This is a genomic window from Mycobacterium sp. C31M (genome assembly GCF_053345865.1).
The window spans coordinates 117,662-141,004 of sequence record NZ_JBKFAX010000011.1 but is presented as its reverse complement, the minus strand read 5'-3'; the positions used below and the strand labels follow the sequence as shown (position 1 = coordinate 141,004).

The window sequence follows — 23,343 nt, the reverse complement described above, 5'->3', positions numbered from 1 at the left end:
GAAGGTTTAGGGTCACCGGATGACCGACATGCGGATCTCGCAGCTCGCCGCGCGCAGTGGTGTGCCGGCGACGACGCTGCGCTATTACGAATCCGCCGGGCTGTTGCGGGCTGGGCGGACCGCGGCCGGCTACCGCATCTATGACGAACCTGAGTCGATGTGCGCGGCCGGATCCGACCGATGATGGCCCGCCGGCTCGACGATGTCACCGCCCGGATCGCCGCGCTGCGCGAGTTCGCGGATTCCCTGCAGGCGGCGCTGTCTCAGCTCGACGACCTGCCGGACCGGTCCACACCCTGCGATCCCGGCTGCACCTTCCTGAGTGAAAGGCACCATGCCCAGCTCGTTGACTGACAAACTCGAACACCACCAGATCGCCATCTATCTCGGCGCGCTCGTCGTCGGCGCCGGGGTGGGGCTGCTGTGGCCGTCCGGCGGGTCGATCTGGGAAGCCACGATCTACCCGGTGCTGGGTGCGCTGTTGTACGCCACGTTTCTGCAGGTGCCGTTCACCAAGCTCACCGCGGCCTTCCGGGACGGCCGGTTCCTGGGCGCGGTGCTCGTCGTCAACTTCGTCATCGTGCCGCTGGTGGTGGCCGCGCTGACATTGCTGCTGCCGCTACCGCAGGCGGTCCTGCTGGGCGTGCTGCTCACGCTGCTGACCCCGTGCATCGACTACGTCATCGTGTTCAGCGGTCTGGCGGGCGGGGACAGTCAACGCCTGCTGGCCGCGGCGCCGCTGCTGATGCTGGCCCAGATGGCCCTGCTACCGGTGTACCTGTGGCTGTTCGTCGGCGCCGAGCTGGCTGACATCGCCGAGATCGGGCCCTTCCTGGAGGCGTTTCTGATCCTGATCGTGCTGCCTCTCGGGTTGGCCTGGGCCACCGAGGCGCTGTCGGGTCGGCACCGCAGCGGTGCGGCCATCACCTCGGCGATGACGGCGGCGATGGTGCCGCTGATGGCCGCGACGCTGTTCGTGGTGGTGGCCAGTCAGTTCCCGAGGATCAGTGATCGGACCGATCAGGTGCTGCGGGTGGTGCCGATCTACGCCGGGTTCCTGCTGGTGATGGGTCTTGTCGGTGTGCTTGTTTCGCGGCTGCTGCGACTGGACGCCGGCCGGGCCCGGGCGCTGATCTTCTCCGGGGCGACCCGTAATTCGTTGGTGGTGCTCCCGCTGGCGTTGGAGCTGCCCGAGGCGTATGCGATCACGCCCGTCATCGTGGTGACACAGACGTTGGTCGAGCTGGTCGGGATGGTGATCTACGTCCGGCTGGTGCCGCGGTTGGCACCGGACTCAGGGCAGCAGGCCGGCCCGCCGGGCCCGTGACACCGCTTCGTGGCGGCTGTGGGTGCCCAGTTTTGTTGCGGCACTGCGCAGATAGCTCTTTACCGTCTCCGGCCTGAGCGAAAGCCGCTCGGCAGCTTCGGCATTGGTGCAACCCAGCGCGATCTGGGCCAGCACGTCGAGCTCGCGCGGGGTCAGCTGCAGCTCTGAGACCTCGGGCTTGGCCAGCAGTTCGGCCAGCCGGTTCAGTTCGGCGCCGGTATCGGCGTCGGACCGGGCGGCCAGCGTGCGCAGCCCGGCATATACCTCGCGGACCGTCTCCGGGTTCGCCCCGCCGGTCAGCTGCGCCTCGCGCAACCGCAGCCGGCGGTCCACCTCGTCGCGGATGCGGAGCTCGGTGGCCAGCCGCCGCGCCGAGCCCACCATCAAGTCCGCGGCCTGTCCACCGAACGGCGCACCGGAGCGGTAGGCACCGTAGAGCATCGCCCGCGGCACCCCGTCGATCACGACGGGAACGGCCAGCACCGACTGGATGCCCTCGGTGAGCACCGGGGTGTCGTAGTCGTGGGTGATGGAGGCCGCGTTGCGGTAGTCCGACACCGCCAGCGGTCGGCCGGCGACCATGCTGGCCCCGCCCAACCCCGAGGACGAGCGCACCACCAGGCCGCGCAGCCCGGCCGTCCGGGTGCCGACGAACTCGGTGAGCAGCAGCGCGTCGCCGTGCACCTCACCGCCGAACAACACCGGCACACCGCCCTCGGTGGCCACCCGGCGCAGCTCGGCACGAACGACATCGGTGTCGCGGGGCCGCAGCAGTGCCTGCACGGGTGTCCCCTCTTTCGGGGGTAGCGGGTGGGTAAGTGTGACGTAGATCCTAGTCTGCATGAGCAACAACACCGATCGCTACCGTGCCGCCCGCGACCAGCTGGTGGCCGTGATCAGCGACTATGACAAGGCGCAGGCCAGCTTCGAGTGGCCGCATATCGAGGGCTCGTTCAACTGGGCGATCGACTGGTTCGACGTCATCGCGGCCGGTAACGATCGCACCGCGCTGTGGATCGTCGAGCAGGACGGCAGTGAGACCAAGGTCAGCTTCGCGGAGATGGCGCAGCGCTCGGACCGGGTCGCGACCTGGCTCAAAGGTCTCGGTGTGCGGAAGGGCCAGCGGGTTCTCGTCATGCTCGGCAACCAGGTCGAACTGTGGGAGGCCATGTTGGCCGTCGCAAAGCTGGGGGCGGTGGTCATGCCGACCACCGGGGCACTCGGGTCGGCGGACCTGGCCGACCGGATCGGCCGTGGCGGGGCCCGGTTCGTCATCGCCAACGCCGCCGACGCCCCCAAGTTCGAAGAGGTGCCGGGCGAGTACATCCGGATCTCGGTCGGTGACACACCGGGCTGGCACCGCTACGCCGACGCCTACGACGTCGCACCCGGGACGTTTGAGACCGTCACCGCGACCGACGACCCGCTGCTGGTGTACTTCACCTCCGGCACCACCAGCAAGCCCAAGCTCGTGGAGCATTCCCAGGTGTCCTACCCCGTCGGGCACATGTCGACGATGGCCTGGATCGGGGTGACGCCCGGCGATGTGCACTTGGCGATCAGCTCACCGGGGTGGGCCAAGCATGCATGGAGCTGTTTCTTCGCCCCGTGGATCGCCGAGGCGACCATCTTCGTCTACAACTACAGCCGTTTCGACGCCACCGCGCTGCTCGGCCAGATCCGGCGCGCCGGCGTCAATACGTTCTGTGCGCCGCCGACGGTGTGGCGGATGCTGATCCAGGCCGACCTCGGCGCCAAACCTGAAGGGCTGCGCGAGATCCTGGGCGCCGGTGAGCCGTTGAACCCGGAGGTCATCTCCGCGGTGGAGCGGGCCTGGGGGCTGACCATTCGGGACGGGTTCGGGCAGACCGAGACCACCCTGCAGGTGGGCAACACCCCTGGCCAGCCGGTCAAGGCGGGCTCCATGGGCCGGCCGATGCCCGGTGTGCCGGTGGTACTGGTGGATCCGCTGACCGGGGAACTCGCCGACGAGGGGGAGATCTGTCTGGACCTGAGAACCCGACCGCTGAACCTGATGACCGGCTATCTCGGTGACCCGAAACGTAATGACGCGGTGATGTCGGGCGGTTACTACCACACCGGCGATGTCGCCAGCCGCGACGTGGACGGCTACATCACCTACATCGGCCGCACCGATGACGTGTTCAAATCCAGTGACTACAAGGTGTCCCCGTTCGAACTGGAGAGTGTGCTCATCGAGCACCCGGCCGTCGTCGAGGCCGCCATTGTCCCGCAACCGCATGACACCCGGTTGGCCATCCCGAAGGCGTACGTCACGCTGGCGCAGGGTTGGGCCGCCGACGCCGAAACAGCCAGGGCGATCATGGAATACGCCCGTGATCATCTGGCGCCGTATCTGAAGGTGCGCCGCGTCGAGTTCTTCGAGCTGCCAAAGACCATCTCGGGCAAGATCCGGCGGGTCGAACTGCGCAAGCGCGAGGATGAGGCCTACGGGTCGGGCACCCCGATCGACACCGAGCACCGTTACGAGGATCTGGTGGATTAGGCGATGGACAGCTATGACGCCGGCCCGACCGATGTGCCCATTCTGGGCGACACAATCGGTGCCAACTTCGAACGCACCGTCGCGGCCCACCCGGATATCGAGGCGCTCGTCGACGTCGCGCAGAACAAGCGGTGGACCTACCGCGAGCTCGATGACGAGATCAACGTGGTGGCGCGGGGTCTCATCGGTCGCGGGATCAACAAGGGTGACCGGGTCGGCATCTGGTCACCCAACCGGGCCGAGTGGACGATCGTGCAGTACGCGACCGCCAAGATCGGCGCGATCCTGGTCAACATCAACCCCGCCTACCGCACCCATGAGCTGGCCTATGTGCTCAACCAGTCCGGTATTCGGATGCTGATCTCGGCAACGGATTTCAAGACCAGCGACTATGTCGCGATGGTCGAAGAGGTGAAGCCGGACGCATCGGGGTTGACCGAGGTGATCTTCCTGGGCACCGACGACTGGGACGCGCTGCGCGCCGCGGCGGTGGCACCGGAAGCCTTGGCGGAACGGCAGCAGACGCTCGCCAATACCGACCCGATCAACATCCAATACACCTCGGGCACCACCGGGTTCCCCAAGGGCGCGACGCTGTCACATCGCAACATCCTGAACAACGGCTACTTCGTCACCGAGGGTATCAACCTGAAACCCGGTGACCGGCTGTGCATCCCGGTGCCGTTCTACCACTGCTTCGGCATGGTGATGGGCAACCTGGGCTGCACCACCCACGGCGTCACCATGGTGATCCCGGCACCCGGCTTCGATCCCGGCATCACCCTGGAAACCATCGAGGCCGAACGTTGTACCGGCGTCTACGGGGTGCCGACCATGTTCATCGCCATGCAGAACCATCCGAGCTTCCCCGACCGCGACCTGTCCAGCCTGCGGACCGGGATCATGGCCGGCGCGGTCTGCCCGATCGAGGTGATGAAGCGCTGCATCAACGAGATGCACATGGCCGAGGTGGCCATCGCCTACGGCATGACCGAGACCTCCCCCGTGTCGTGTCAGACACTGCACGACGACGATCTGGAGCGCCGCACCGCGACCATCGGCCGCGCCCACCCGCACGTCGAGGTCAAGATCATCGACCCGAACACCGGGTCGGTCGTGCCGCGCGGTGAGCCCGGCGAGTTCTGCACCCGGGGGTACTCGGTGATGCTCGGGTACTGGGAGGACCCCGACAAGACCGCCGAGGCCATCGACGGGGACGGCTGGATGCACACCGGGGATCTCGCGGTCATGCGCGAGGACGGCTACTGCACCATCGTCGGCCGGATCAAGGACATGGTGATCCGCGGTGGCGAGAACGTATACCCAAGGGAGATCGAGGAATTCCTCTACACCCATCCCGGTGTCGAGGACGCCCAGGTGATCGGCGTGCCGGACGCCAAGTACGGCGAAGAGATCTGCGCCTGGATCAAGATGAAGCCCGGCGCCGAACCGCTGGACGCCGAGGGGCTGCGCGCGTTCGCCGAGGGCAAGCTGGCCCGGTACAAGATCCCGCGCTACGTGCACATCACCGACGGCTTCCCGATGACCGTCACCGGCAAGATCCGCAAAGTGCAGATGCGCGAGGAGAGCGTGACGATCCTGGGGCTGTAGTTCCGCTGCGCCGTCGGCCCGGCGGTGGGAAAATCGGGTATGTCCGCCGCGTCCGCCGTCCTCGGCCGGCGGTTGTGCGCGGTGCTGGCGGCGACCTCGGCGGCGTTGCACCTGGCGATGCTCGGCCACGCCGGGCACATCGTTCTGGGGGCGCTGATCACCGCGATGGCGCTGATGTGCCTGTACTGCGGCTACGAGCTGTGGCGCGGTGGCTCGCTACGGACCTGGTGTGTGGTGGCGGTGATGAGCCTGGCGATGGTCGGGGCGCACTGGTCGGTGCCCGACCATCAGCACGGCGCGCCGATGCTGCAGGCCGAACCCGTGAGCGCGCTGATGGGGGTGGCGACGACGGTCGCGCTGGCCGAGGCCACCATCGCCGCTGTCGTGCTCTTCGTCGCGACCAGACGACGGGCCGCCGACCTGGTCTGAGCGATCCGACAGAATGGTGTCATGACGCCTCCGCAGGCCCCGGTCTGTTACCGCCATCCCGGCCGCCAGTCGTACGTCGCGTGCACCCGCTGCGGGCGCTATATCTGCGGGGACTGTATGCAGTCGGCGTCGGTGGGCCACCAGTGCCCGGAGTGTGTGTCGGCCGGCGCGGCCACCGTGCGTCCCGTGCAGGGCCGCTTCGGCGGCAAGGTCGCCGGGGACAAACCGGTGATCACCTATGGGTTGATCGCGGTGAACGTCATCATGTTCGTGCTGCAGATGGCCTCCGGCCGATTCGAGAACGAACTGACGCTGTGGCCGCCCGCGGTCGCCGACGGCCAGTACTACCGGCTGGTGACCTCGGCCTTCCTGCACTACGGCATCGCGCACATCCTCTTCAACATGTACGCGCTGTACATCATCGGCCCCTCGCTGGAACGGTTGCTGGGTCGGGTGCGGTTCGGGGCGCTCTACGGGCTGAGCGCGCTCGGCGGTTCGGTGCTGGTGTATCTGATCTCCCCGCTGAACACCGCGACCGCCGGTGCCTCGGGTGCGGTGTTCGGGTTGTTCGGTGCCGTGTTCGTGGTGTCGCGTCGGCTCAACCTCGACGTGAAGTGGGTCATCGGCCTGATCGCGCTCAACGTGGTGTTCACCTTCGCCGCGCCACTGATCGGCGCGGGCGCCATCAGCTGGCAGGGCCACCTCGGCGGCCTGATCGCCGGCGGCCTGGTGGCGGCCGGATTCGTCTACGCCCCGCGGGCACACCGCAATCTGGTGCAGGCCGCGGTCGCGGTCGGTCTACTCGTGGTGTTCGCGGGACTCATCGTGTGGCGGACATCGGACTTGTTGTCGATGTTCGGCGGCTACCTACACCTGGGCTGACTCTGTGCTGAGATTGGTCGGTGTCAGTTCCGAATGCAATAACACCGCCGCGAGCTGAATCTGCCGTCGTCGCCCGGGCCATTCGTGTGAAGGGCCCGTGGGGGCCGGTGTACGGTCCGATCGATCTGGATGTGGACGCCGGTGGTGTCACCGCTCTTATCCACCCGGCGGGTACCGGCCGCACCGCGCTGCTGCTCACCCTCGCCGGCCGGATGCGACCGGAATCGGGCACTGTCACAGCCTTCGGTGACAACGATGCACGCAAGATCTTCGCGAACACGGCACTGGCGAACATCGACGCGCTCGACAAGATCGCCGAATCAGTGACGGTGCGCGATCTGGTGACCGAGCTGCGGCGCTGGGATGCCCCCTGGTACCGGTTCATCGGCAAGGCCACCGAGACCGATCTCGCCGCCGTCTGCGCGAGCACCTTCGGGGACACCCCGCTGCCGGACCTGGGTGCATATTTCGACCAGATCGGCGAACTGGCCCAGGTGCTACTGCGGATCGCGCTGGCGAATACCGGCACACCGCCGCTACTGGTGGTCGGCGATCTCGACCGCATCACCGACTACGGCAACCGCGCCGTCGTGCTGGACCGGCTGATCGCTCTCGGCGAGCAGCAGACCGTCATCACCGCGTCCGCCAATCCCGTCGCCGGCGTGCGTTCCCTGCCCGTCGACTCGAAAGTGAGTGAGTAGCCATGCTGGCCGGAATGTCATTGGGCACCGACCTGAAACGTTTCTCCCGGGGCGCGATGCCGCGCATCGCGTTGGTGACGGTGGTGCTGATGCCGCTGCTGTACGGCGCGATGTACCTGTGGGCGTTCTGGAATCCGTTCGACGCGGTGAACAAGGTGCCGGTCGCCCTGGTCAACGAGGACACCGGCACCGAAGTCGACGGGAAACGCCTGGACGCGGGAACCCAGGTTGCCGACGCGCTGATCGAGTCGGGACAGCTGCAGCTGCATCGGGTTTCGGCCGACGAGGCCGCCGCCGGCCTGAGCAGTGGCAGGTTCTACTTCACCGTGACGCTGCCGAAGGACTTCAGCGCCGATATCGCCTCACCGTCGGGCGGGTCGCCGCAGCAGGCGCAGATCGACTTCAAATTCAACGACGCCAACAACTACCTGGGCTCGATCATCGGGCAGAACGCCGCCCGTGAGGTAATCAACCAGGTCAACGCCAGCATCGGCGAGCAGACCCTGAGCACCGTGCTCACCGGACTGACCGACGCCGGTGACGGGCTGGTGCAGGCCGCAAACGGCGCCCAGCAGTTGGCCACCGGCAATGCCCAGGCCAATGACGGTGCCCAGCAATTGGCCACCGGAACCGGGGAACTGACCACCGGACTGGTCACCGCCCGGGACGGGTCGGCACAGCTGATGGCCGGCACCCAGCAGTTGGCATCCAAGGTGGACACCGCGACCGGCCCGCTGCTGGAGATGCTGGACCGGGTCGGTGGGCTGGAACTCAATCCGGACGAGGTCGGGTTGCTCGCCCAGCGGCTCAGCGCCGCAGTGCGTTCCACCACCGACCGGATCGCCGCGCTGAACATCGACCAGGTGCACGCGGCGGCCATGGTCGACCAGGCCGTCGGCATGCTGCAGACCAATCTCGACCCGACGGTGCGCCATGCCGGTGATGTGCTGGCCGGGGCGCAGCGACTGTTGCGCGCCAACGGTATCGACCCGGCCACCGACGATGGGCTGCTACGGTTGCGCGACAGCGCATCCCGGCTCGAGGGCGAGCTCGGCGACCCGAACAGCAAGCTTCGGGTGTTCATCACCCGCGCGCTGAACGGCGGTCTGCGTGACGATGTCGAGGCACTGCGCGACGGTGTCGACCAGCTGAACAATGGTGCGCATCAGCTCAACAGCGGTCTGGTGCAACTCGCGGCCGGCGGACGGCAGCTGTCCGGTGGTGCAAGTGAACTCGCCGATGGAACCCAGAAACTGGCCGACGGCAGTGCGGAGTTGGCGAGCAAGCTCAAGGAGGGTTCGGCGCAGGTGCCGTCCTGGACGCCCGAGCAACGCACCGCGGTGGCCACCACCATGGCCGCCCCGGTCTCGCTGGAGGTGCAGACCGACAATCCGGCGGCCACCTTCGGTACCGGTTTCGCGCCGTTCTTCCTGCCGCTGGCACTGTTCATCGGGGCGCTGATCATCTGGATGTTGCTCAAACCCATCCAGTCCCGGCCCATCGTGCACGGCCTCGGGGCCTTGCGAGTGGTGCTGGCGTCCTACTGGCCCGCGCTGTTGATCGTGGTCTGCCAGGTGTCGGTGATGTACGTGGTGGTGCACTTCGGGGTCGGGCTCGAAGCCAGGTATCCGCTGGCGACGGTGGCGTTCCTGCTGTTGATCGGGGCCACCTTCCTGGCCATCATCCAGGCCTTCAACGCCTTCTTCGGGGTGTCGGTCGGTCGGGTGGTGACGCTGGCATTCCTGATGCTGCAACTTGTTTCGGCCGGCGGTATTTATCCGGTCGAGACGACGGCAAGACCCTTCCAGATACTGCACCCGTTCGACCCGATGACTTATGCGGTCAACGGTTTACGGCAGACCATCTCCGGTGGGTTCGACTCCCGGATGGTGGTGGCGATCGCGGTGCTCGGCGGCCTGCTGGCAGCGGCGCTGGCGGTCAGTTCTTACGCGGCGCGCCGTGATCGGCAGTACACGATGGAGCGACTGAACCCGCCGATCGAGGTCTGATATCGGCGCCGAACGTACGTTCGCGGAGGCCTACCGCCGCGCGGCGAATGCCCCCGGCCCGGTGAACACCAGCACCAGGAAAATGAAGCAGTACAGCGCCGCGGTCTCGCCGCCGTTGTCGATGGGCCAGAAGCCGTCCGGGAAGTGCTTCCAGAAATAAGCGACGGCCATCACACCGGCGGAGATGAATGCCGAGACCCGAGTGGCGAATCCGGCCGCGATGAGCAACCCGAACACCACCTCCAACACGGCGGCCCACCAGCCCGGCCAGACCCCGAAGGCCACCGTCGAGCCGCTGGGGAAACCGAAAAGCTTGACGGTGCCGTGCATTGCGTACATCAGGCCGACGAGAATCCGGAAGACGCCCAGTGCCACCGGCACTCGCGCCGTCAGCGGATCCTGAAACTTCGCGACGGTATCGATCGTGGATGTGGACATGACGCAGATGGTGGCACGCCGGTAACGAAATGTGGCCGCTACGTCGGCCCGGTTATATTGCCGAACAGTCAATTACAGTCGGCGTGATGCCGCCAGTGCACCCGGGCCGGTGAAAACCAGCAGGAAGAAGACGAAGCTGTACAGCGCCGCGGTCTCACCACCGTTGTCGATCGGCCAGAACGCCTCGGGGAAGTGCATCCAGAAGTAGGCGACGGCCATCATGCCGGACGCGATGAAAGCTGCGATCCGCGTGAACAATCCGACGGTGATCAACAGACCGAGCACGATCTCCAGGACGCCGGCCCACCATCCCGGCCATGCGCCGAAGGGCACCGGGGACCCGCTGGGGAAACCGAAGATCTTGACGGTGCCGTGCATCGCGAACATCAGGCCGACGAGAATCCGGAACACGCCGAGGACCGTGGGCGCATTCGACGACAGGCGTGCGTCGGCCGTCGCGGCGGCGCGGGCGGAAATGGTGGACATGATGATCGACCTTTCGGTTGTGTATATGAGTGCTGCCTCGGGCCGTCCCCGCTGACGGATACCCAGATCGGCTCGCATCCAAGTCAACTGGGCGCGGCGCTTCTGGCCGCGACTCTCATAGACGATTCAAATGTTCTGCGCGGCCGATAGCCGCGACAATGGAGTAGTGACTTCCGTGACGACCGACGACCAAGGGCCGCGTCGGGCCATCCTCGGTCAACTGCCCCGGATGTACCGCGCCGACGGATCCCCGATCCGTGTGCTGCTCGTCGACGACGAACGTGCGCTGACCAATCTGATCCGGATGGCGCTCAAGTACGAGGGCTGGGAGATCGACGTCGCCCACGATGCCGACGAGGCACTGGCCAAGTACCGCGCCGACACTCCCGACCTGCTGGTACTCGACATCATGATGCCCGGTACCGACGGCCTCGGAGTGCTGGCCCAGATCCGCGAATCGGACACCTACACGCCGACGCTGTTCCTGACCGCGCGTGACTCGGTGGCCGACCGCGTCACCGGGCTGACCGCCGGCGGCGACGATTACATGACCAAGCCGTTCTCCCTGGAGGAACTGGTCGCCCGGCTGCGCGGGCTGCTGCGCCGGACCGCCTACCTGACCCCGGCCGAGGACGAATCGCTGACCGTCGGCGACCTGGCGCTCGATGTCGCGAGCCGGGAGGTGACCCGCGGCGGCGAGCCGATCGCGCTGACCTCCACCGAGTTCGACCTGCTGCGCTTCCTGATGCGCAATCCGCGGCGCGCGCTGAGCCGGATGGAGATCCTGCAGCGGGTCTGGGACTACGACTTCGGTGGGCGGACCAGCATCGTCGACCTCTACGTGTCGTATCTGCGCAAGAAGATCGACACCGACCGGGACCCGATGATCCACACCGTACGGGGTGTCGGCTACATGTTGCGGGCACCGGAGTGATGCGCATCTGGCGCAGCTGGACCCTGCTCAGGCAGCTCGTCGTCGGTCTGTCCCTGGCGGTCATGCTCGCGGTCGCCACCATCGGCACCATGTCGGTGCTGACCCTGCGCACCTCGGTGCTGGGCATCATCGACACCCAACTCGCGGGCGCGTTGCAGGGTTGCGTCAGCTCCGTCATCAAATACCGGTCCACCCCGGGCCCGGACGGCGAACTGCCGGGACCGGGGGAGATGAAGCCGCTCGTCAACCTCATCGGGCAGGCGCAGGGCAACGTCGTCGCACTGATCCAGGGCGGCCAGGTGGTCGACTCGGCACATTTCGGTGCCGACGACGCGACACCGGCCCCGCCGCAGGCCCTGTCGACCATCGCACAGACGTCCTGGGCGGACGGGCAGATCCACACCGTCGAACTGCCGGGCCTGGGCTGGTACCGGATGGTCGGTCAGCCGGGCGAGGCCGGCGAGATGCTGGTGACCGGTGTCTCGCGCACCCCGGCGTGGGAGGCGATGGTGCGTGAGACCGCGGTGGTGTCCGGGCTGACGGTGTTGGCGCTGATCGTCACGGCGTTGAGCACTTTGGCGATCGTGCGGTTCGCGTTGCGCCCGCTGCACCGCGTCGCGGCCACCGCCGCCGAGGTCGCGGCCCTGCCGCTGGACCGCGACAACCACACCATCACCCCGCGGGTGCCCGTCGGCGACACCGATCCGCGCACCGAGGTCGGCCAGGTCGGCGACACACTGAACCGGCTGCTCGACCACGTCGAGGGAGCGCTGTCCGACGTCGCTGCCTCCGACCGGCGGATGCGGCAGTTCATCACCGACGCCAGCCACGAGCTGCGCACGCCGCTGGCCGCCATCCACGGTTACGCCGAGCTGACCCGCCAGGACGCGGCGGTGCTGCCGGAGATGACGGAGTACTCGCTGGCCCGCATCGAGGCCGAGACCCGGCGGATGAATTCCCTGGTCGCCGACCTACTGCTGCTGGCCCGGCTCGACGAGGGCCAGGACCTCGACGTGGCCGATGTCGACGTGACCGAGATGCTGGCCGACGCGGTCAATGACGCCGCGGTATCCGCACCGGATCACCACTGGAGCCTCGACGTGCCGGAGCACCCGGTCTGGGTCCGAGCCGACCGCGCGCGGCTACATCAGACCATCGCGAACCTGCTGTACAACGCCCGGGTGCACACCCCGGCCGGGACATCGGTGCGGGCGGCGATCACGCTGGGCGGCAACGATATCGAACTCACCGTCACCGATGACGGCCCCGGTATCGATGCCGGCCTGCTGCCGCACCTGTTCGAGCGCTTCGTCCGTGCCGATAAATCCCGGTCCCGGGAGGCGGGCAGCTTCGGCCTGGGGCTGTCCATCGCGGCGTCTATCGTGGAGGCGCACGGCGGCACGCTGACCGCTCAGTCGGATTCGGGGACAACCACATTCACGGTGCGGCTGCCGCTGCTACAGGCCGATCCGGCGGTAGCGGTGCAGCCGGGTGCCGACCCGTTCCAGATCCGACATCGCCCGCAACCGGTATAACTCGACCGCGATGCTCGCCGACAGTCGCTCGGTGAAGGCCTTCGGCTCGTCGGCGGCGTCGGGGTGCTCGGCCACGATCGCGTCGACGATCCCGTTGCGCAGCAGGTCCGCGGACCGAACCCCTTGTGCTGCGGACAGTTCCGGTGCGTGGTCGGTATCCCGGAAGACGATGGCACTGGCCCCCTCGGGTGGCAGCGGTGCCAGCCAGCCGTGCTGGGCCGCCAGCACCCGGTCGGCCGGCACCATCGCCAGCGCCGGTCCGCCACTGCCCTGACCCAGCAGCACCGATACCGTCGGCACCTCGAGGGTCACCAATTCGGCCAGACAGCGCGCGATCTCACCGGCCAGGCCGTCCTGCTCGGCCTCGGCCGACAGCGCCGGACCCGCGGTGTCGATGATCGACACCAGCGGCAGCCGCAGCCCCGCGGCCAGCGCCATCCCGCGCCGCGCCTCGCGCAGCGCCTCCGGACCCAGCATGCCGAGGCGGCGCTGACCCAGCACCACCGCGGGCTGACCGCCGAACCGGGCCAGCGCCAGCAGCATCTGGGTGCTGCCGCCGGACAGTTGCACCGGGTCGGTGGAGCCATGCTTGAGCACATATTCCGAACCTGGCCGGTCCGGACGCCGGGACAGCAGCACCGAATCCCACGCCTCGATATCGGGGATGGTTTCGGGCTCGGGTGCCTGCGGTGCCGGGCCCGGCGGATCGCACAACACCGTCAACGTGCGGTTGAGTACCGCGCGTAGATGCGGAAGGTCGACGACACCGTCGATGACGCCGTGCCGGTACAGGTTCTCCGCGGTCTGCACCCCGGACGGGAACTTCTCGCCGTACAGGTGCTCGTAGACCCGCGGGCCCAGAAACCCGATCAACGAGCCCGGCTCGGCCGCGGTGACATGGCCGAGCGAACCCCACGACGCGAACACCCCGCCGGTGGTCGGGTGGCGCAGGTAGACGATGTAGGGCAGGTGCTCACGTTTGTGCAGCTGCACCGCCGCGGCGATCTTCACCATCTGCAGGAACGCGACGGTGCCCTCCTGCATGCGGGTGCCACCGGAGGCCGGCGAGGCCACCAGGGGCAGCCGCTCGGCCGTCGCCCGGGTGATCGCGGCAGTGATCCGCTCGGCGGCGGCCACCCCGATCGACCCGGCCAGGAAGTCGAACTCACAGGCCAACACGGCCACCCGGCGGCCGAACACGGTGCCCTCACCGGTCAGCACCGATTCGTCCAGACCGGATTTCTCGGCGGCGGCCGCCAGCTCGGCGCGATACTCGTCGGAGGTCGCGACCTGCAGCGGAGCGGTGTCCCAGCTGCGGAACGAGCCCTCGTCCAGGACGGCGTCACGTAGTGCCAGCGCGCTACTCACATGAGAAGGCTAATAGGCTGGCGGCCATGATTGGAGTTACCCGCGACGGCAACGTCCTCACCCTGGAGATGCAGCGCCCCGAACGCCGCAACGCGCTCAACGCCGCTATCGTCGACGGCCTGCGTGCCGAGATCGAGAAGGCCAGCGAGCATGCCGCGGCCAGCGGCGTCCGGGCCATCGTGCTGACCGGGCAGGGCACGGTGTTCAGCGCCGGCGCCGACCTGTCCGATGCCGAGGGCGTGGCCAAGGAGTTGCCGGACAAGGCCAAACAGCTGAACCTGGCCATCGACGCCAGCCCGGTGCCCATCATCGCCGCGCTCAACGGGCCGGCCATCGGGGCCGGGGTGATCCTGGCGATGATCTGCGACCTGCGGGTCGCCGTGCCCGGCGCGTTCTTCCAGTTCCCGATCGCCAAGTACGGGCTGGCCTTGGACAACTGGTCGATCCGGCGGCTGGTGTCGCTGGTCGGGCACGGCCGGGCCCGCGCCATGCTGATCGCCGCCGAACGTCTGGACCTCGACACCGCGGTGCAGACCGGCATGGTCAACCGGGTCGGCACGCTGGCCGACACCCAGGCCTGGGCCGCCGAAATCGCCGGCTTCGCCCCGCTGTCGGTGGCGCACTCCAAGCGGGTGCTCAACGATGACGGCGCGTACGAGGATCCGTGGCCCGCGCATCAGGAGGGCTTCGACAAGGCGTGGGCCAGCCCGGATGTGATCGAGGCGCAGGTCGCCCGCATCGAGAAGCGCTCACCGAACTTCCAAGGCGCCTGATGATCGGCCCGGCGGCCCGCGTCCTGGGTGGCACCGCGGCGGTGGTCGCCGGTGGCTGGCTGCTGCGGGCCGTGCAGGGCACGCCCACCGCGCTCGGCGCCGCCGATATCGGTGCGGCCGCCAAGGCGTCGCCCAACTGGAGCGACGGCGTGTTCGCCAACCGCGAACCGGCTTCGGCGGTGCAGCTGACCCGGGCCGACCAGTTCGCGCTGGTCCGCGATCTGCTCACCGGAGGCCGAACCCAGCACCCGCCGCAGGAGATCCCCCTGGTGCGCCCGGCGGTGGACACGGCCCCGGCCGAGCTGGCCGCCACCTGGTACGGGCACTCGTCGGCGATCATCGAGGTCGACGGCTACCGGGTGCTGGCCGATCCGGTGTGGAGCCAACGCTGCTCCCCGTCGCGCATCATCGGCCCGCAGCGGCTGCATCCGGTGCCCGCCGAACTCGACGAACTGCCCGCCATCGATGCGGTGATCATCAGCCACGACCACTACGACCACCTCGATATCGACACCATCAAGGTGCTGGCACGCAGTCAGCGTGCCAACTTCTATGTCCCGCTCGGGATCGGCGCACACCTGCGCACCTGGGGGATCCCGGCGGACCGGATCGTGGAGCTGGACTGGGACGAGAGTGCGGACCTGGGTGCGCTGAAGATCGTGTGCACACCGGCCCGGCATTTCTCGGGGCGCTTCCTGACCCGCAATGTCACGCTGTGGTCGTCGTGGGCGCTGATCGGGCCGCGGCATCGCGCCTTCTTCGGCGGGGACACCGGGTACACAGGCGGTTTCGCCGGGATCGGTGATGCCTACGGGCCGTTCGACCTCACGCTGATGCCGATCGGCGCCTACCACCCGGGCTGGCCGGACATCCACATGAACCCCGAGGAGGCGGTGCGCGCACACCGCGACCTCAGCGACTCCGGACTGCTGGTGCCGATCCACTGGGCCACCTTCCGGCTGGCTCCGCACCCGTGGTCGGAGCCGGTGGAGCGGATGCTCACGTCCGCAGCCGCCGAGGGCGTCGCGGTGGCGACACCGCGACCGGGTGAGCTGGTGAGCGCCGTGGAGTCCGACCCGCCGGTGAATCAAACGTGGTGGCGGGGCTGACCCGATAGCGTTGACGCGGTGAGATTGATCTTGACCTGTGCGGCGGTGGTGCTGCTGGTGGCCGGATGCGCGACGGACACGGCCGCCCCGCCGACCACAGCACCGCCCGCGCCGTCGGCGGCGCCACTACCGCCTCCGCTGGTCCCGGCAATGCCGTTGCCGCAGAATGCCGTCGAGAACGCGGTCGACCGGCTCGACCGGATAGCCCAGGAACTGATGGACATCTCCGGGGTGCCCGGCATGGCGGTTGCCGTCGTGCATGGTGGAAAGACGTTGTATGCCAAGGGGTTCGGGGTGCGCGACATCCGCACCGGTGAACCGGTCGACCCCGACACCGTGTTCCAGTTGGCGTCGCTGTCCAAACCGGTGAGCGCCACCGTCGTCGCCCGTGCGGTCGCCGCCGAGACCGTGGGTTGGGACACCCCGGTGGTCGATAAGCTGCCGTGGTTCGCGCTGTCCGACCCGGCCGTCACCCCGATGGTCACCGTCGGGGACCTGTTCTCCCACCGGGCCGGGCTGCCCGATCACGCCGGGGACAAGCTGGAGGACATCGGCTACGGCCGTCGTGCCGTGCTGGAGAAGCTACGCCAGCTGCCGCTGGACCCGTTCCGGATCTCCTACGCCTACACCAACTTCGGGCTGACCGCTGCAGCCGAGGCGGTGGCCGCTGCGGCCGGCAAGCCGTGGGAGCAGCTGGGCCGGGACACCCTGTTCGCCCCGCTGGGCATGGACGCGACGAGCTACCGGTTCGCCGACTACGAGGCCAGGGAAGACCGCGCCGTCGCGCATATCCGGGTCGCCGAGCGCACCTACGAACCGCGCTACGTGCGGGACGCCGATCAGCAGGCGCCCGCCGGTGGGGTCAGTTCCTCGGCCAACGACCTGACGCGCTGGCTGACGATGATGCTGGCCGACGGCGCTCCGCTGATCGATCCGGCGGCCCTGCTGCCGGCCATCACCCCGCAGATCGTGTCGGGACCGGCCGCCGAGCCGGCCATGCGGTCGGGCTTCTACGGTTTCGGCTTCAACGTCGGCACCACCTCGGGCGCCCGTACCGAGCTGAGCCACTCGGGTGCCTTCGAACTCGGCGCGGGCACCAATGTGTTGATGCTGCCCTCGGCCGATGTCGGCATCGTGGCATTGACCAACGGGTCGCCCTCGGGCGTACCGGAGGCGCTGACCGCGCAGTTCGCCGATCTGGTCCAATTCGGGCAGGTGCGCGAACCCTGGTACGAGCTCTACAGCGGCAAACTGCTGCCTATGGGTGACCCGGTGGGCTTGCTCGTCGGCGCGGCGCGTCCGGCTGATCCGGTTGCCGCACAACCATTGCCGAGCTACACCGGCCGCTATGCCAACGAGTTCTGGGGGCCGGCGACGGTATCCGAGCGGGCCGGCAAGCTGATGCTCGGGTTGGGGCCGCGCGGTGACGAGTTCGAGCTGACGCACTGGGACGGCAACGTGTTCACCTTCACCCTGGTGACCGAGAATGCGCCGCCCGGAACGATTTCGAAGGCCACCTTCGACGGACCGAAGCTCACCCTCGAGTATTACGACAACGGAGTGTTCACCAAGTGATTGTTCTGGCCGGCCTGTCCGACGCCGAGGTGGCCCAGCGGGTCGCCGAGGGCAAGACCAACGATGTCCCGATCCGCGCCGCCCGCAGCGTGTCGGAGATCGTGCGGGCCAACGTGTTCACCCGGATCAACGCGATCCTCGGGGTGCTGTTCGCCATCGTGGTGGCCACCGGCTCGCTGATCAACGGGCTGTTCGGGCTGCTCATCGTCGCCAACAGTGCCATCGGCATCATCCAGGAGCTGCGGGCCAAGCAGACCCTGGACAAGCTGGCGATCGTCGGGCAGGCCAAACCGGTGGTGCGACGGCAGTCCGGAACCCGCGCGGTGGCGCCCAGCGAGGTCGTCCTCGACGACATCATCGAGGTCGGGCCCGGTGACCAGATCACCGTCGACGGAGAGGTGTTGGAGGAGAACAACCTTGAGGTCGACGAGTCACTGCTGACCGGTGAGGCCGACCCGATCGCCAAGGATGCCGCGGACAAGGTGATGTCGGGCAGCTTCGTGGTGGCCGGCACCGGTGCATACCGGGCCACCAAGGTCGGTCGCGAGGCCTACGCCGCGCAGCTGGCCGAGGAGGCCAGCAAGTTCACCCTGGTGAAATCCGAACTGCGCAGCGGTATCAACAAGATCCTGCAGTTCATCACGTATCTGTTGTGGCCGGCCGGCGCGTTGATCATCTACACCCAGCTGTTCACCACCGACGCCGGCTGGCGCGAATCGGTGCTGCGGATGGTCGGCGCGCTGGTGCCGATGGTCCCCGAGGGCCTGGTGCTGATGACGTCCATCGCCTTCGCCGTCGGCGTCGTGCGGTTGGGGCAGCGGCAGTGCCTGGTGCAGGAACTGCCCGCCATCGAGGGGTTGGCCCGCGTCGACGTGGTCTGCGCGGACAAGACCGGCACCCTCACCGAGAACGGGATGCGGCTCTCAGATGTCAAGTCGTTCAGTGCCACGGATGCGGCCGATGTGCTGGCCCAGATGGCCGCCGACGACACCCGACCCAACGCCAGCATGGCCGCCATCGCCGAGGCCTACGACCGGGCACCGGGCTGGACCCGGACCGCCAACGCGCCGTTCAAATCGGCCACGAAGTGGAGCGGGGTCTCCTACGCCGAGCACGGCAACTGGGTGATCGGTGCCCCGGATGTGCTGCTGGACCCGGCCTCGGTCGAGGCCGTCGAGGCCGAGCGGATCGGCGCGCAGGGGTTGCGGGTGCTGCTGTTGGGCTCGTCCGACCTGTCCGTCGAGGATGCCGCGGCGCCGGGCACCGTCACCCCCGTCGCGCTGGTGATCCTGGAGCAGCGGGTCCGCCCGGACGCCCGCGACACCTTGGATTACTTTGCCTCCCAACAGGTCGCCGTCAAGGTGATCTCCGGTGACAATGCCAAGTCGGTGGGGGCGGTCGCCGGCACGCTCGGCCTGCACGGTGAGACGCTGGACGCGCGCCGGCTGCCCGAGCAGACCGAACAGATGGCCACCGCGCTGGACGAGTACACCACCTTTGGTCGGGTGCGACCCGACCAGAAGCGGGCCATGGTGCATGCCCTGCAGTCACGCGGGCACACCGTCGCGATGACCGGTGACGGTGTCAACGACGTGCTGGCCCTCAAGGATGCCGATATCGGCGTCGCGATGGGCTCGGGCAGTTCGGCATCGCGGGCCGTCGCGCAGATCGTGTTGTTGGACAACAAGTTCGCCACGTTGCCCTATGTGGTGGCCGAGGGCCGGCGGGTGATCGGCAATATCGAACGGGTCTCCAACCTGTTCCTCACCAAGACGGTGTACTCGGTGCTGCTGGCGGCGCTGGTCGGTCTGGGCGGCCTGTCGGCCAAGGTGTTCGGCGGTGACCCACTGCTGTACCCGTTCCAACCGATCCACGTGACCATCGCGGCCTGGTTCACCATCGGCATCCCGGCGTTCATCCTGTCGTTGGCGCCCAATCACGAACGGGCCCGTCCCGGTTTCGTGCGCCGGGTGATGACCTCGGCGCTGCCGGCCGGGGTGATCGTCGGGTCGAGCACGTTCATCTCCTACCTGCTGGCCTACGAGGGTCAGGATGCCGGTCCGGCGGCGCAGACCCAGGCCTCGACCACGGCACTGATCACACTGTTGGTGGCCTCGGTGTGGGTGCTCGCCGTGGTCGCCCGTCCGTACGAGTGGTGGCGCGTCGCTCTGGTGGCGGTGTCCGGGCTGGCGTACGTGGTGATCTTCTCCATACCGCTGGCGCAGGAAACGTTCCTGCTGGATCCGTCGAATATCGCGCTGACCTCGATGGGGCTGATCATCGGTGCGGCGGCGGCGCTGCTGATCGAGGTGGCCTGGTGGGTGGAGGGCCGTCTGTCCAAAGAACCCCGCAAGTTGTGGCGCTAGGGTTGCTGTCATGAGTTTCTTGGACAAGATCAAGGGCCTGGTGGCCAAGAACGCCGACAAGGTCGACACCGTCATCGACAAGGCGGGTGACCTGGTCGACAAGAAGACCCAGGGCAAGTACGCCGAGCACGTGGACAAGGTGCAGGAGGCCGCGAAGAAGGCCGCCCGCGAGCAGACCGGTGGCAGCCCGCAGGTGCCGCCGACCCAGCAGTCGGGCCAGGTGCCGCCGGCCAACCAGCCGCCGAACCAGGTGCCGCCGACTAACCAGCCGCCGACGGCACCCCCGACCACCTGACGTGGCGAAGCTTTCGGTATCCATCGACGTTCCGCTGTCGCCGGAGCAGGCTTGGGAGGCCGCCTCGGATCTGTCCCGGTTCGACGAATGGCTGACCATTCACCGGGTGTGGCGCTCGCCGCTGCCCGAGACCCTGGACAAGGGCACCAAGATCTCATCGATCGTCGAGGTCAAGGGCATGCACAACCGCGTCAACTGGACGATCGTGAACTACAAACCGCCGGAGTCGATGACGCTCAACGGTGACGGCGTCGGCGGGGTCAAGATCAAGCTGATCGCCCGGGTGAAACCGGTGGCCGACGGCGCGACGGTGCAGCTGGACATCCACCTGGGCGGGCCTGCGCTGTTCGGGCCGATCGGCATGGTGGTGGCGGCCGCGCTCAAGGGCGACATCAAGGAGTCGCTGGAGCGGTTCAAGAAGGTGTACTCCTAGCTCCGCTCGCGGAGGGCCGGCCGATGGACCTACCTCCGTTCAGTCGGGTTCGGGTAGCAGCCGTCTTGGCTGTAGTGACGCACATATCGTGGCGGCTGAGGCTACCTGGATTCAGGCAAGGGCGGGCCGAGTCGATCTTGGCTGAAGTGGCGTAGCTCCTAACCCCAGGTGCGCCGCGTCATCCCGCGCCGAGCGCGAAATCCGCGAAATCGAAGCCGGGTACCACGATGCAGCTGACCAGCGTGGGCTCCTGGTCCGCTGCATCCCCCCGTCGCTCCGCTCGCCCCAGAGGGGTGGCGCGCTGCCAGTGTCCGGGTGGCACCACGAACTGAGGCTGCTCGTCGGCGGCGATGTCGGGGCCCAGCAGCACCGTCTGCGCGCCGGCCTGCTCGCGGCCTACCTCCAGCAGGAGCGGGCTCCCGCGGTGGTAGAGCCACAGCTCGGCGCTGCGCACGGTGTGCCAGGCCGATTGCTGGCCGGGCATCAGCAGGAACAGGATCGCGGTGCCGGCCTGCCGCGGGCCGGTGTAATCCGGGGGCAGCGCCGACTGCGGGAAGGTCAGGTCACTGCGCCAGGTTTCGCGGAACCAGCCGCCCTCAGGGTGCGGCGACAGGTCGAGTCGGCGGGCCCAATCGGGTAGTTCCGTCATGGCAATTCAGCCTACGCAGGCGCACCCGATAATCTGAGCCGCATGGCTCGATTGCGTCCCGGCTGGCTGGTTGCGTTCTGCGCACTGGTGCTCGCCGTGAGTGCCTGGCTGCCGTGGCTGACCACCTCGGCCGACGGCGGCGGCCGGGTCAATGCGATCGGCGGCAAGGTCGGCGCCATCGCGGTGCCGGCACCGGGGTTCGGGGTCGGCCAGGCGATCGTGTTGCTGTCCGCGCTGTTGATCGTGGCCGCGGCCATGGCCGCCCGCCAGCTGTCGGCACGGGCCGCATCGGCTGGCGCACTGTCGATTTCGATGGTCATCGCGGCGTTGATCGTCTGGTACTTCCGGCTCTATGTGCACGCACCGATCGCCATCGGCTACGGCATGTACGTCGCCGCCGCGATGACGGTGCTGGCCGTCGTGCTGTCGGTGCTGACGATGGTGGTCGCCTGGGGACAGGCGCGGCTATGACGTTTCGGCACCCGGTCACCCTGACGGGCCAGCGGTGGGTGACGCTGGAACCCCTGCACCCGCGGCATGCCGACGAGATCGCTGCGGTGGCCGACGCCGGTGATCTGTGGTTCACCACGGCACCGTCGCGGGCGAGCGCCGAGGCGTGGGTGCGGACCAGGCTGGCCGATACCAGCGGCCTCACCTTCGTGGCGCGCCGGCTGGACGGGATACTGATCGGGTCGTCGAGTTACCTGCACATCGACGAGCCCAACCGGCGCCTGGAGATCGGCGCCACCTGGTACACGTCCGAGGCGCGGCGCACCGGGGTGAACACCGAGGCGAAACTGCTATTGCTGACCCATGCGTTCGAGGTGCTCGGTTGTATGGCAGTGGAATTCCGTACGCACTTTCACAATTCGGTGAGCCGGGCCGCCATCGAGCGGCTCGGCGCCAAGCTCGACGGGGTGCTGCGCAGCCATCAGCTGTTAGCCGACGGGTCGCGTCGCGACACCGTGGTCTATTCGATCCTGGACATCGAATGGCCCGCGGTACGCAACAATCTGCGGTTCCGGCTAGACCGCGGCGATCTCGGTTCCGCGTAGCGGCTGCTCACAGCCATCACACACCAACCGTGCCCGGAACTCGCCATCGCAGTCGATGTGGATGATGTGCACGGCGGGTCCTTCAGCGGCGACATACCAGCGTTGCGCCCAGTCCAACGCGGTGACGATGACGGGCAGCACCGCACGGCCCTTGTCCGTCAGGCGATAGTCGGCATCGAGCACCCCATTGCCCACCAGTGCCTGTAACCGATCGGCGAGCGAGCCTGGGGGAGCGCCGAGTTGACCGGCGAAATCACTGAACCGGGTGGTGCCGACGAAAGCCGCCACCATGATCGCGAACGCCCAGCGGTTGCCGAGGATGCTCATGGTGTGCGGAAACAGCTCGGACGCACCGGCGGCTCGGGCCCCGTGGGAGCGGCGCCGGGTGGAGCCGACGGGCATCGACCGGGGCCAGGATCCACTCGGACCCCAGTGTGCGAGCAGGCTTTCCGAATGCGCCGTGACACCGCATCCGTGGCAGGTCAGCTGTGGTGCACAGTCCGCGCCGCAGCCGGTGTGCCGCATCGCGGGCATCGGCTCGGCGTGTTCGGGGACCCAGCGGCGTTCCCAGCCCCAGATGCTCACCAGCGTCGGCCACAGCGACCGGGCCCGGGCGGTCGCGACGTACTCGAATCGGGCCGGGCCCCAATGATATTGTCGCCGCTGCAACAGGTCGTCGGCGGTCATGGCGGACAGTCGACGGGTCAGCACCGAATGCGAGATCGGTAGCCGGGCGGCGAAGTCGGCGTACCGGGTCGCGCCGAGCAGCGCGCGCTGGACGATGAGCAGCGTCCATTCGTCGCCGAGCAGGCCGAGCATCCGACCGACGGCGTTGGTCTGA

25 protein-coding genes are annotated in these 23,343 nt (G+C 68.0%); 19 read left to right on the top strand and 6 right to left on the bottom strand.

Annotated elements, in window-relative coordinates:
- Window positions 1–19: 19 nt before the first annotated feature.
- The 3 genes from ACLBYA_RS18100 to ACLBYA_RS18090 are packed head-to-tail and all read left to right on the top strand — an operon-like array spanning window position 20 to window position 1,327.
- Window positions 20–184: a MerR family DNA-binding transcriptional regulator gene (locus ACLBYA_RS18100; protein ID WP_447710807.1), complete on the top strand. Its 165-nt coding sequence runs from the start codon at window positions 20–22 to the stop codon at window positions 182–184.
- Entirely contained in the window at window positions 160–354 is a 195-nt protein-coding gene (locus ACLBYA_RS18095) for a hypothetical protein (RefSeq protein ID WP_447710806.1), read from the top strand. The genes ACLBYA_RS18100 and ACLBYA_RS18095 overlap by 25 nt, the downstream gene beginning before the upstream one ends.
- Window positions 335–1,327 (top strand): arsenic resistance protein, encoded by a 993-nt coding sequence (locus tag ACLBYA_RS18090; protein WP_447710805.1) that lies wholly within the window; start codon window positions 335–337, stop codon window positions 1,325–1,327. The genes ACLBYA_RS18095 and ACLBYA_RS18090 overlap by 20 nt, the downstream gene beginning before the upstream one ends.
- Here ACLBYA_RS18090 and ACLBYA_RS18085 read toward each other — a convergent pair.
- Window positions 1,295–2,110 carry a response regulator transcription factor gene (locus ACLBYA_RS18085; RefSeq protein ID WP_447710804.1) on the bottom strand — a complete coding sequence of 272 codons (816 nt, stop codon included), beginning with the start codon at window positions 2,108–2,110 and terminating at the stop codon, window positions 1,295–1,297. The two genes, ACLBYA_RS18090 and ACLBYA_RS18085, sit on opposite strands and share 33 nt — an antisense overlap.
- Before the next feature lie 58 nt (window positions 2,111–2,168).
- On the opposite strand from ACLBYA_RS18085, the gene ACLBYA_RS18080 reads away from it, so the two are divergent.
- The 6 genes from ACLBYA_RS18080 (at window position 2,169) to ACLBYA_RS18055 (ending at window position 9,486) form a co-directional block, all read left to right on the top strand.
- Complete coding sequence (locus ACLBYA_RS18080; RefSeq protein ID WP_447710803.1) at window positions 2,169–3,854, top strand: AMP-binding protein; 1,686 nt, start codon at window positions 2,169–2,171, stop codon at window positions 3,852–3,854.
- 3 nt (window positions 3,855–3,857) lie between these two features.
- Window positions 3,858–5,465 (top strand): AMP-binding protein, encoded by a 1,608-nt coding sequence (locus ACLBYA_RS18075; protein ID WP_447710802.1) that lies wholly within the window; start codon window positions 3,858–3,860, stop codon window positions 5,463–5,465.
- 39 nt (window positions 5,466–5,504) lie between these two features.
- The gene (locus tag ACLBYA_RS18070) at window positions 5,505–5,894 is read left to right on the top strand and encodes a hypothetical protein (protein ID WP_447710801.1); all 390 of its coding nucleotides are present in this window, start codon (window positions 5,505–5,507) and stop codon (window positions 5,892–5,894) included.
- Between the two features lie 21 nt (window positions 5,895–5,915).
- Window positions 5,916–6,776 carry a rhomboid family intramembrane serine protease gene (locus ACLBYA_RS18065; RefSeq protein ID WP_447710800.1) on the top strand — a complete coding sequence of 287 codons (861 nt, stop codon included), beginning with the start codon at window positions 5,916–5,918 and terminating at the stop codon, window positions 6,774–6,776.
- Window positions 6,777–6,862: 86 nt separating this feature from the next.
- Window positions 6,863–7,477: an ATP-binding cassette domain-containing protein gene (locus tag ACLBYA_RS18060; protein ID WP_447710799.1), complete on the top strand. Its 615-nt coding sequence runs from the start codon at window positions 6,863–6,865 to the stop codon at window positions 7,475–7,477.
- A gap of 2 nt (window positions 7,478–7,479) precedes the next feature.
- Window positions 7,480–9,486 (top strand): YhgE/Pip family protein, encoded by a 2,007-nt coding sequence (locus tag ACLBYA_RS18055; RefSeq protein ID WP_447710798.1) that lies wholly within the window; start codon window positions 7,480–7,482, stop codon window positions 9,484–9,486.
- Between the two features lie 30 nt (window positions 9,487–9,516).
- Here ACLBYA_RS18055 and ACLBYA_RS18050 read toward each other — a convergent pair whose 3' ends face one another.
- Both ACLBYA_RS18050 and ACLBYA_RS18045 read right to left on the bottom strand, forming a co-directional pair.
- Entirely contained in the window at window positions 9,517–9,924 is a 408-nt protein-coding gene (locus ACLBYA_RS18050) for a DoxX family protein (RefSeq protein ID WP_447710797.1), read from the bottom strand.
- A 72-nt stretch (window positions 9,925–9,996) separates the two neighbouring features.
- Window positions 9,997–10,410 carry a DoxX family protein gene (locus ACLBYA_RS18045; protein ID WP_447710796.1) on the bottom strand — a complete coding sequence of 138 codons (414 nt, stop codon included), beginning with the start codon at window positions 10,408–10,410 and terminating at the stop codon, window positions 9,997–9,999.
- Between the two features lie 130 nt (window positions 10,411–10,540).
- Here ACLBYA_RS18045 and ACLBYA_RS18040 point away from each other — a divergent pair, with 130 nt between their 5' ends.
- Both ACLBYA_RS18040 and ACLBYA_RS18035 read left to right on the top strand, forming a co-directional pair.
- Window positions 10,541–11,344, top strand: a complete 804-nt coding sequence (locus ACLBYA_RS18040; RefSeq protein WP_447710795.1) for a response regulator transcription factor — start codon at window positions 10,541–10,543, stop codon at window positions 11,342–11,344.
- Window positions 11,344–12,879, top strand: a complete 1,536-nt coding sequence (locus ACLBYA_RS18035) for a sensor histidine kinase (RefSeq protein WP_447710794.1) — start codon at window positions 11,344–11,346, stop codon at window positions 12,877–12,879. Before ACLBYA_RS18040 ends, ACLBYA_RS18035 begins: the two co-directional genes overlap by 1 nt.
- On the opposite strand, the gene ACLBYA_RS18030 is transcribed toward ACLBYA_RS18035, so the two are convergent.
- Window positions 12,802–14,247: a carboxyl transferase domain-containing protein gene (locus tag ACLBYA_RS18030; RefSeq protein WP_447710793.1), complete on the bottom strand. Its 1,446-nt coding sequence runs from the start codon at window positions 14,245–14,247 to the stop codon at window positions 12,802–12,804. The genes ACLBYA_RS18035 and ACLBYA_RS18030 overlap by 78 nt on opposite strands.
- Window positions 14,248–14,273: 26 nt before the next feature.
- On the opposite strand from ACLBYA_RS18030, the gene ACLBYA_RS18025 reads away from it, so the two are divergent.
- From ACLBYA_RS18025 to ACLBYA_RS18000, 6 genes are read left to right on the top strand one after another with little or no spacing between them, the layout of a single operon-like run.
- The gene (locus tag ACLBYA_RS18025; protein ID WP_447710792.1) at window positions 14,274–15,020 is read left to right on the top strand and encodes an enoyl-CoA hydratase; all 747 of its coding nucleotides are present in this window, start codon (window positions 14,274–14,276) and stop codon (window positions 15,018–15,020) included.
- Complete coding sequence (locus tag ACLBYA_RS18020; protein WP_447710791.1) at window positions 15,020–16,129, top strand: MBL fold metallo-hydrolase; 1,110 nt, start codon at window positions 15,020–15,022, stop codon at window positions 16,127–16,129. Before ACLBYA_RS18025 ends, ACLBYA_RS18020 begins: the two co-directional genes overlap by 1 nt.
- 18 nt (window positions 16,130–16,147) lie before the next feature.
- Window positions 16,148–17,704 carry a serine hydrolase gene (locus tag ACLBYA_RS18015; protein WP_447710790.1) on the top strand — a complete coding sequence of 519 codons (1,557 nt, stop codon included), beginning with the start codon at window positions 16,148–16,150 and terminating at the stop codon, window positions 17,702–17,704.
- Window positions 17,701–20,070: an HAD-IC family P-type ATPase gene (locus ACLBYA_RS18010; RefSeq protein ID WP_447710789.1), complete on the top strand. Its 2,370-nt coding sequence runs from the start codon at window positions 17,701–17,703 to the stop codon at window positions 20,068–20,070. The genes ACLBYA_RS18015 and ACLBYA_RS18010 overlap by 4 nt, the downstream gene beginning before the upstream one ends.
- Before the next feature lie 10 nt (window positions 20,071–20,080).
- Window positions 20,081–20,365: an Rv0909 family putative TA system antitoxin gene (locus tag ACLBYA_RS18005; protein WP_447710788.1), complete on the top strand. Its 285-nt coding sequence runs from the start codon at window positions 20,081–20,083 to the stop codon at window positions 20,363–20,365.
- 1 nt (window position 20,366) lies between these two features.
- Window positions 20,367–20,798, top strand: coding sequence for a type II toxin-antitoxin system Rv0910 family toxin (locus tag ACLBYA_RS18000; RefSeq protein WP_447710787.1), 432 nt, complete (start codon window positions 20,367–20,369; stop codon window positions 20,796–20,798).
- A gap of 178 nt (window positions 20,799–20,976) precedes the next feature.
- On the opposite strand, the gene ACLBYA_RS17995 is transcribed toward ACLBYA_RS18000, so the two are convergent.
- Window positions 20,977–21,447 (bottom strand): cupin domain-containing protein, encoded by a 471-nt coding sequence (locus ACLBYA_RS17995; RefSeq protein ID WP_447710786.1) that lies wholly within the window; start codon window positions 21,445–21,447, stop codon window positions 20,977–20,979.
- A gap of 42 nt (window positions 21,448–21,489) precedes the next feature.
- Between ACLBYA_RS17995 and ACLBYA_RS17990 the strand changes: the two genes are divergently transcribed.
- A complete protein-coding gene (locus ACLBYA_RS17990) occupies window positions 21,490–21,918 on the top strand; it encodes a hypothetical protein (protein WP_447710785.1) in 429 nt (142 codons plus the stop codon).
- Window positions 21,915–22,502, top strand: coding sequence for a GNAT family N-acetyltransferase (locus ACLBYA_RS17985; RefSeq protein ID WP_447710784.1), 588 nt, complete (start codon window positions 21,915–21,917; stop codon window positions 22,500–22,502). Before ACLBYA_RS17990 ends, ACLBYA_RS17985 begins: the two co-directional genes overlap by 4 nt.
- Here the strand turns inward: ACLBYA_RS17985 and ACLBYA_RS17980 are convergent.
- The gene (locus ACLBYA_RS17980; RefSeq protein WP_447710895.1) at window positions 22,473–23,321 is read right to left on the bottom strand and encodes a winged helix-turn-helix transcriptional regulator; all 849 of its coding nucleotides are present in this window, start codon (window positions 23,319–23,321) and stop codon (window positions 22,473–22,475) included. The two genes, ACLBYA_RS17985 and ACLBYA_RS17980, sit on opposite strands and share 30 nt — an antisense overlap.
- Window positions 23,322–23,343: the final 22 nt, after the last annotated feature.

Coding starts and splice junctions, on each gene's coding strand:
- ACLBYA_RS17980 (WP_447710895.1), bottom strand. CDS start 23,321: ATGCTCGGCCTGCTCGGCGACGAATGGACGCTGCTCATCGTCCAGCGC.
- ACLBYA_RS18035 (WP_447710794.1), top strand. CDS start 11,344: ATGCGCATCTGGCGCAGCTGGACCCTGCTCAGGCAGCTCGTCGTCGGT.
- ACLBYA_RS17990 (WP_447710785.1), top strand. CDS start 21,490: ATGGCTCGATTGCGTCCCGGCTGGCTGGTTGCGTTCTGCGCACTGGTG.
- ACLBYA_RS18090 (WP_447710805.1), top strand. CDS start 335: ATGCCCAGCTCGTTGACTGACAAACTCGAACACCACCAGATCGCCATC.
- ACLBYA_RS18080 (WP_447710803.1), top strand. CDS start 2,169: ATGAGCAACAACACCGATCGCTACCGTGCCGCCCGCGACCAGCTGGTG.
- ACLBYA_RS18100 (WP_447710807.1), top strand. CDS start 20: ATGACCGACATGCGGATCTCGCAGCTCGCCGCGCGCAGTGGTGTGCCG.
- ACLBYA_RS17985 (WP_447710784.1), top strand. CDS start 21,915: ATGACGTTTCGGCACCCGGTCACCCTGACGGGCCAGCGGTGGGTGACG.
- ACLBYA_RS18040 (WP_447710795.1), top strand. CDS start 10,541: ATGTTCTGCGCGGCCGATAGCCGCGACAATGGAGTAGTGACTTCCGTG.
- ACLBYA_RS18050 (WP_447710797.1), bottom strand. CDS start 9,924: ATGTCCACATCCACGATCGATACCGTCGCGAAGTTTCAGGATCCGCTG.
- ACLBYA_RS18020 (WP_447710791.1), top strand. CDS start 15,020: ATGATCGGCCCGGCGGCCCGCGTCCTGGGTGGCACCGCGGCGGTGGTC.
- ACLBYA_RS18045 (WP_447710796.1), bottom strand. CDS start 10,410: ATGTCCACCATTTCCGCCCGCGCCGCCGCGACGGCCGACGCACGCCTG.
- ACLBYA_RS17995 (WP_447710786.1), bottom strand. CDS start 21,447: ATGACGGAACTACCCGATTGGGCCCGCCGACTCGACCTGTCGCCGCAC.
- ACLBYA_RS18025 (WP_447710792.1), top strand. CDS start 14,274: ATGATTGGAGTTACCCGCGACGGCAACGTCCTCACCCTGGAGATGCAG.
- ACLBYA_RS18055 (WP_447710798.1), top strand. CDS start 7,480: ATGCTGGCCGGAATGTCATTGGGCACCGACCTGAAACGTTTCTCCCGG.
- ACLBYA_RS18065 (WP_447710800.1), top strand. CDS start 5,916: ATGACGCCTCCGCAGGCCCCGGTCTGTTACCGCCATCCCGGCCGCCAG.
- ACLBYA_RS18075 (WP_447710802.1), top strand. CDS start 3,858: ATGGACAGCTATGACGCCGGCCCGACCGATGTGCCCATTCTGGGCGAC.
- ACLBYA_RS18005 (WP_447710788.1), top strand. CDS start 20,081: ATGAGTTTCTTGGACAAGATCAAGGGCCTGGTGGCCAAGAACGCCGAC.
- ACLBYA_RS18070 (WP_447710801.1), top strand. CDS start 5,505: ATGTCCGCCGCGTCCGCCGTCCTCGGCCGGCGGTTGTGCGCGGTGCTG.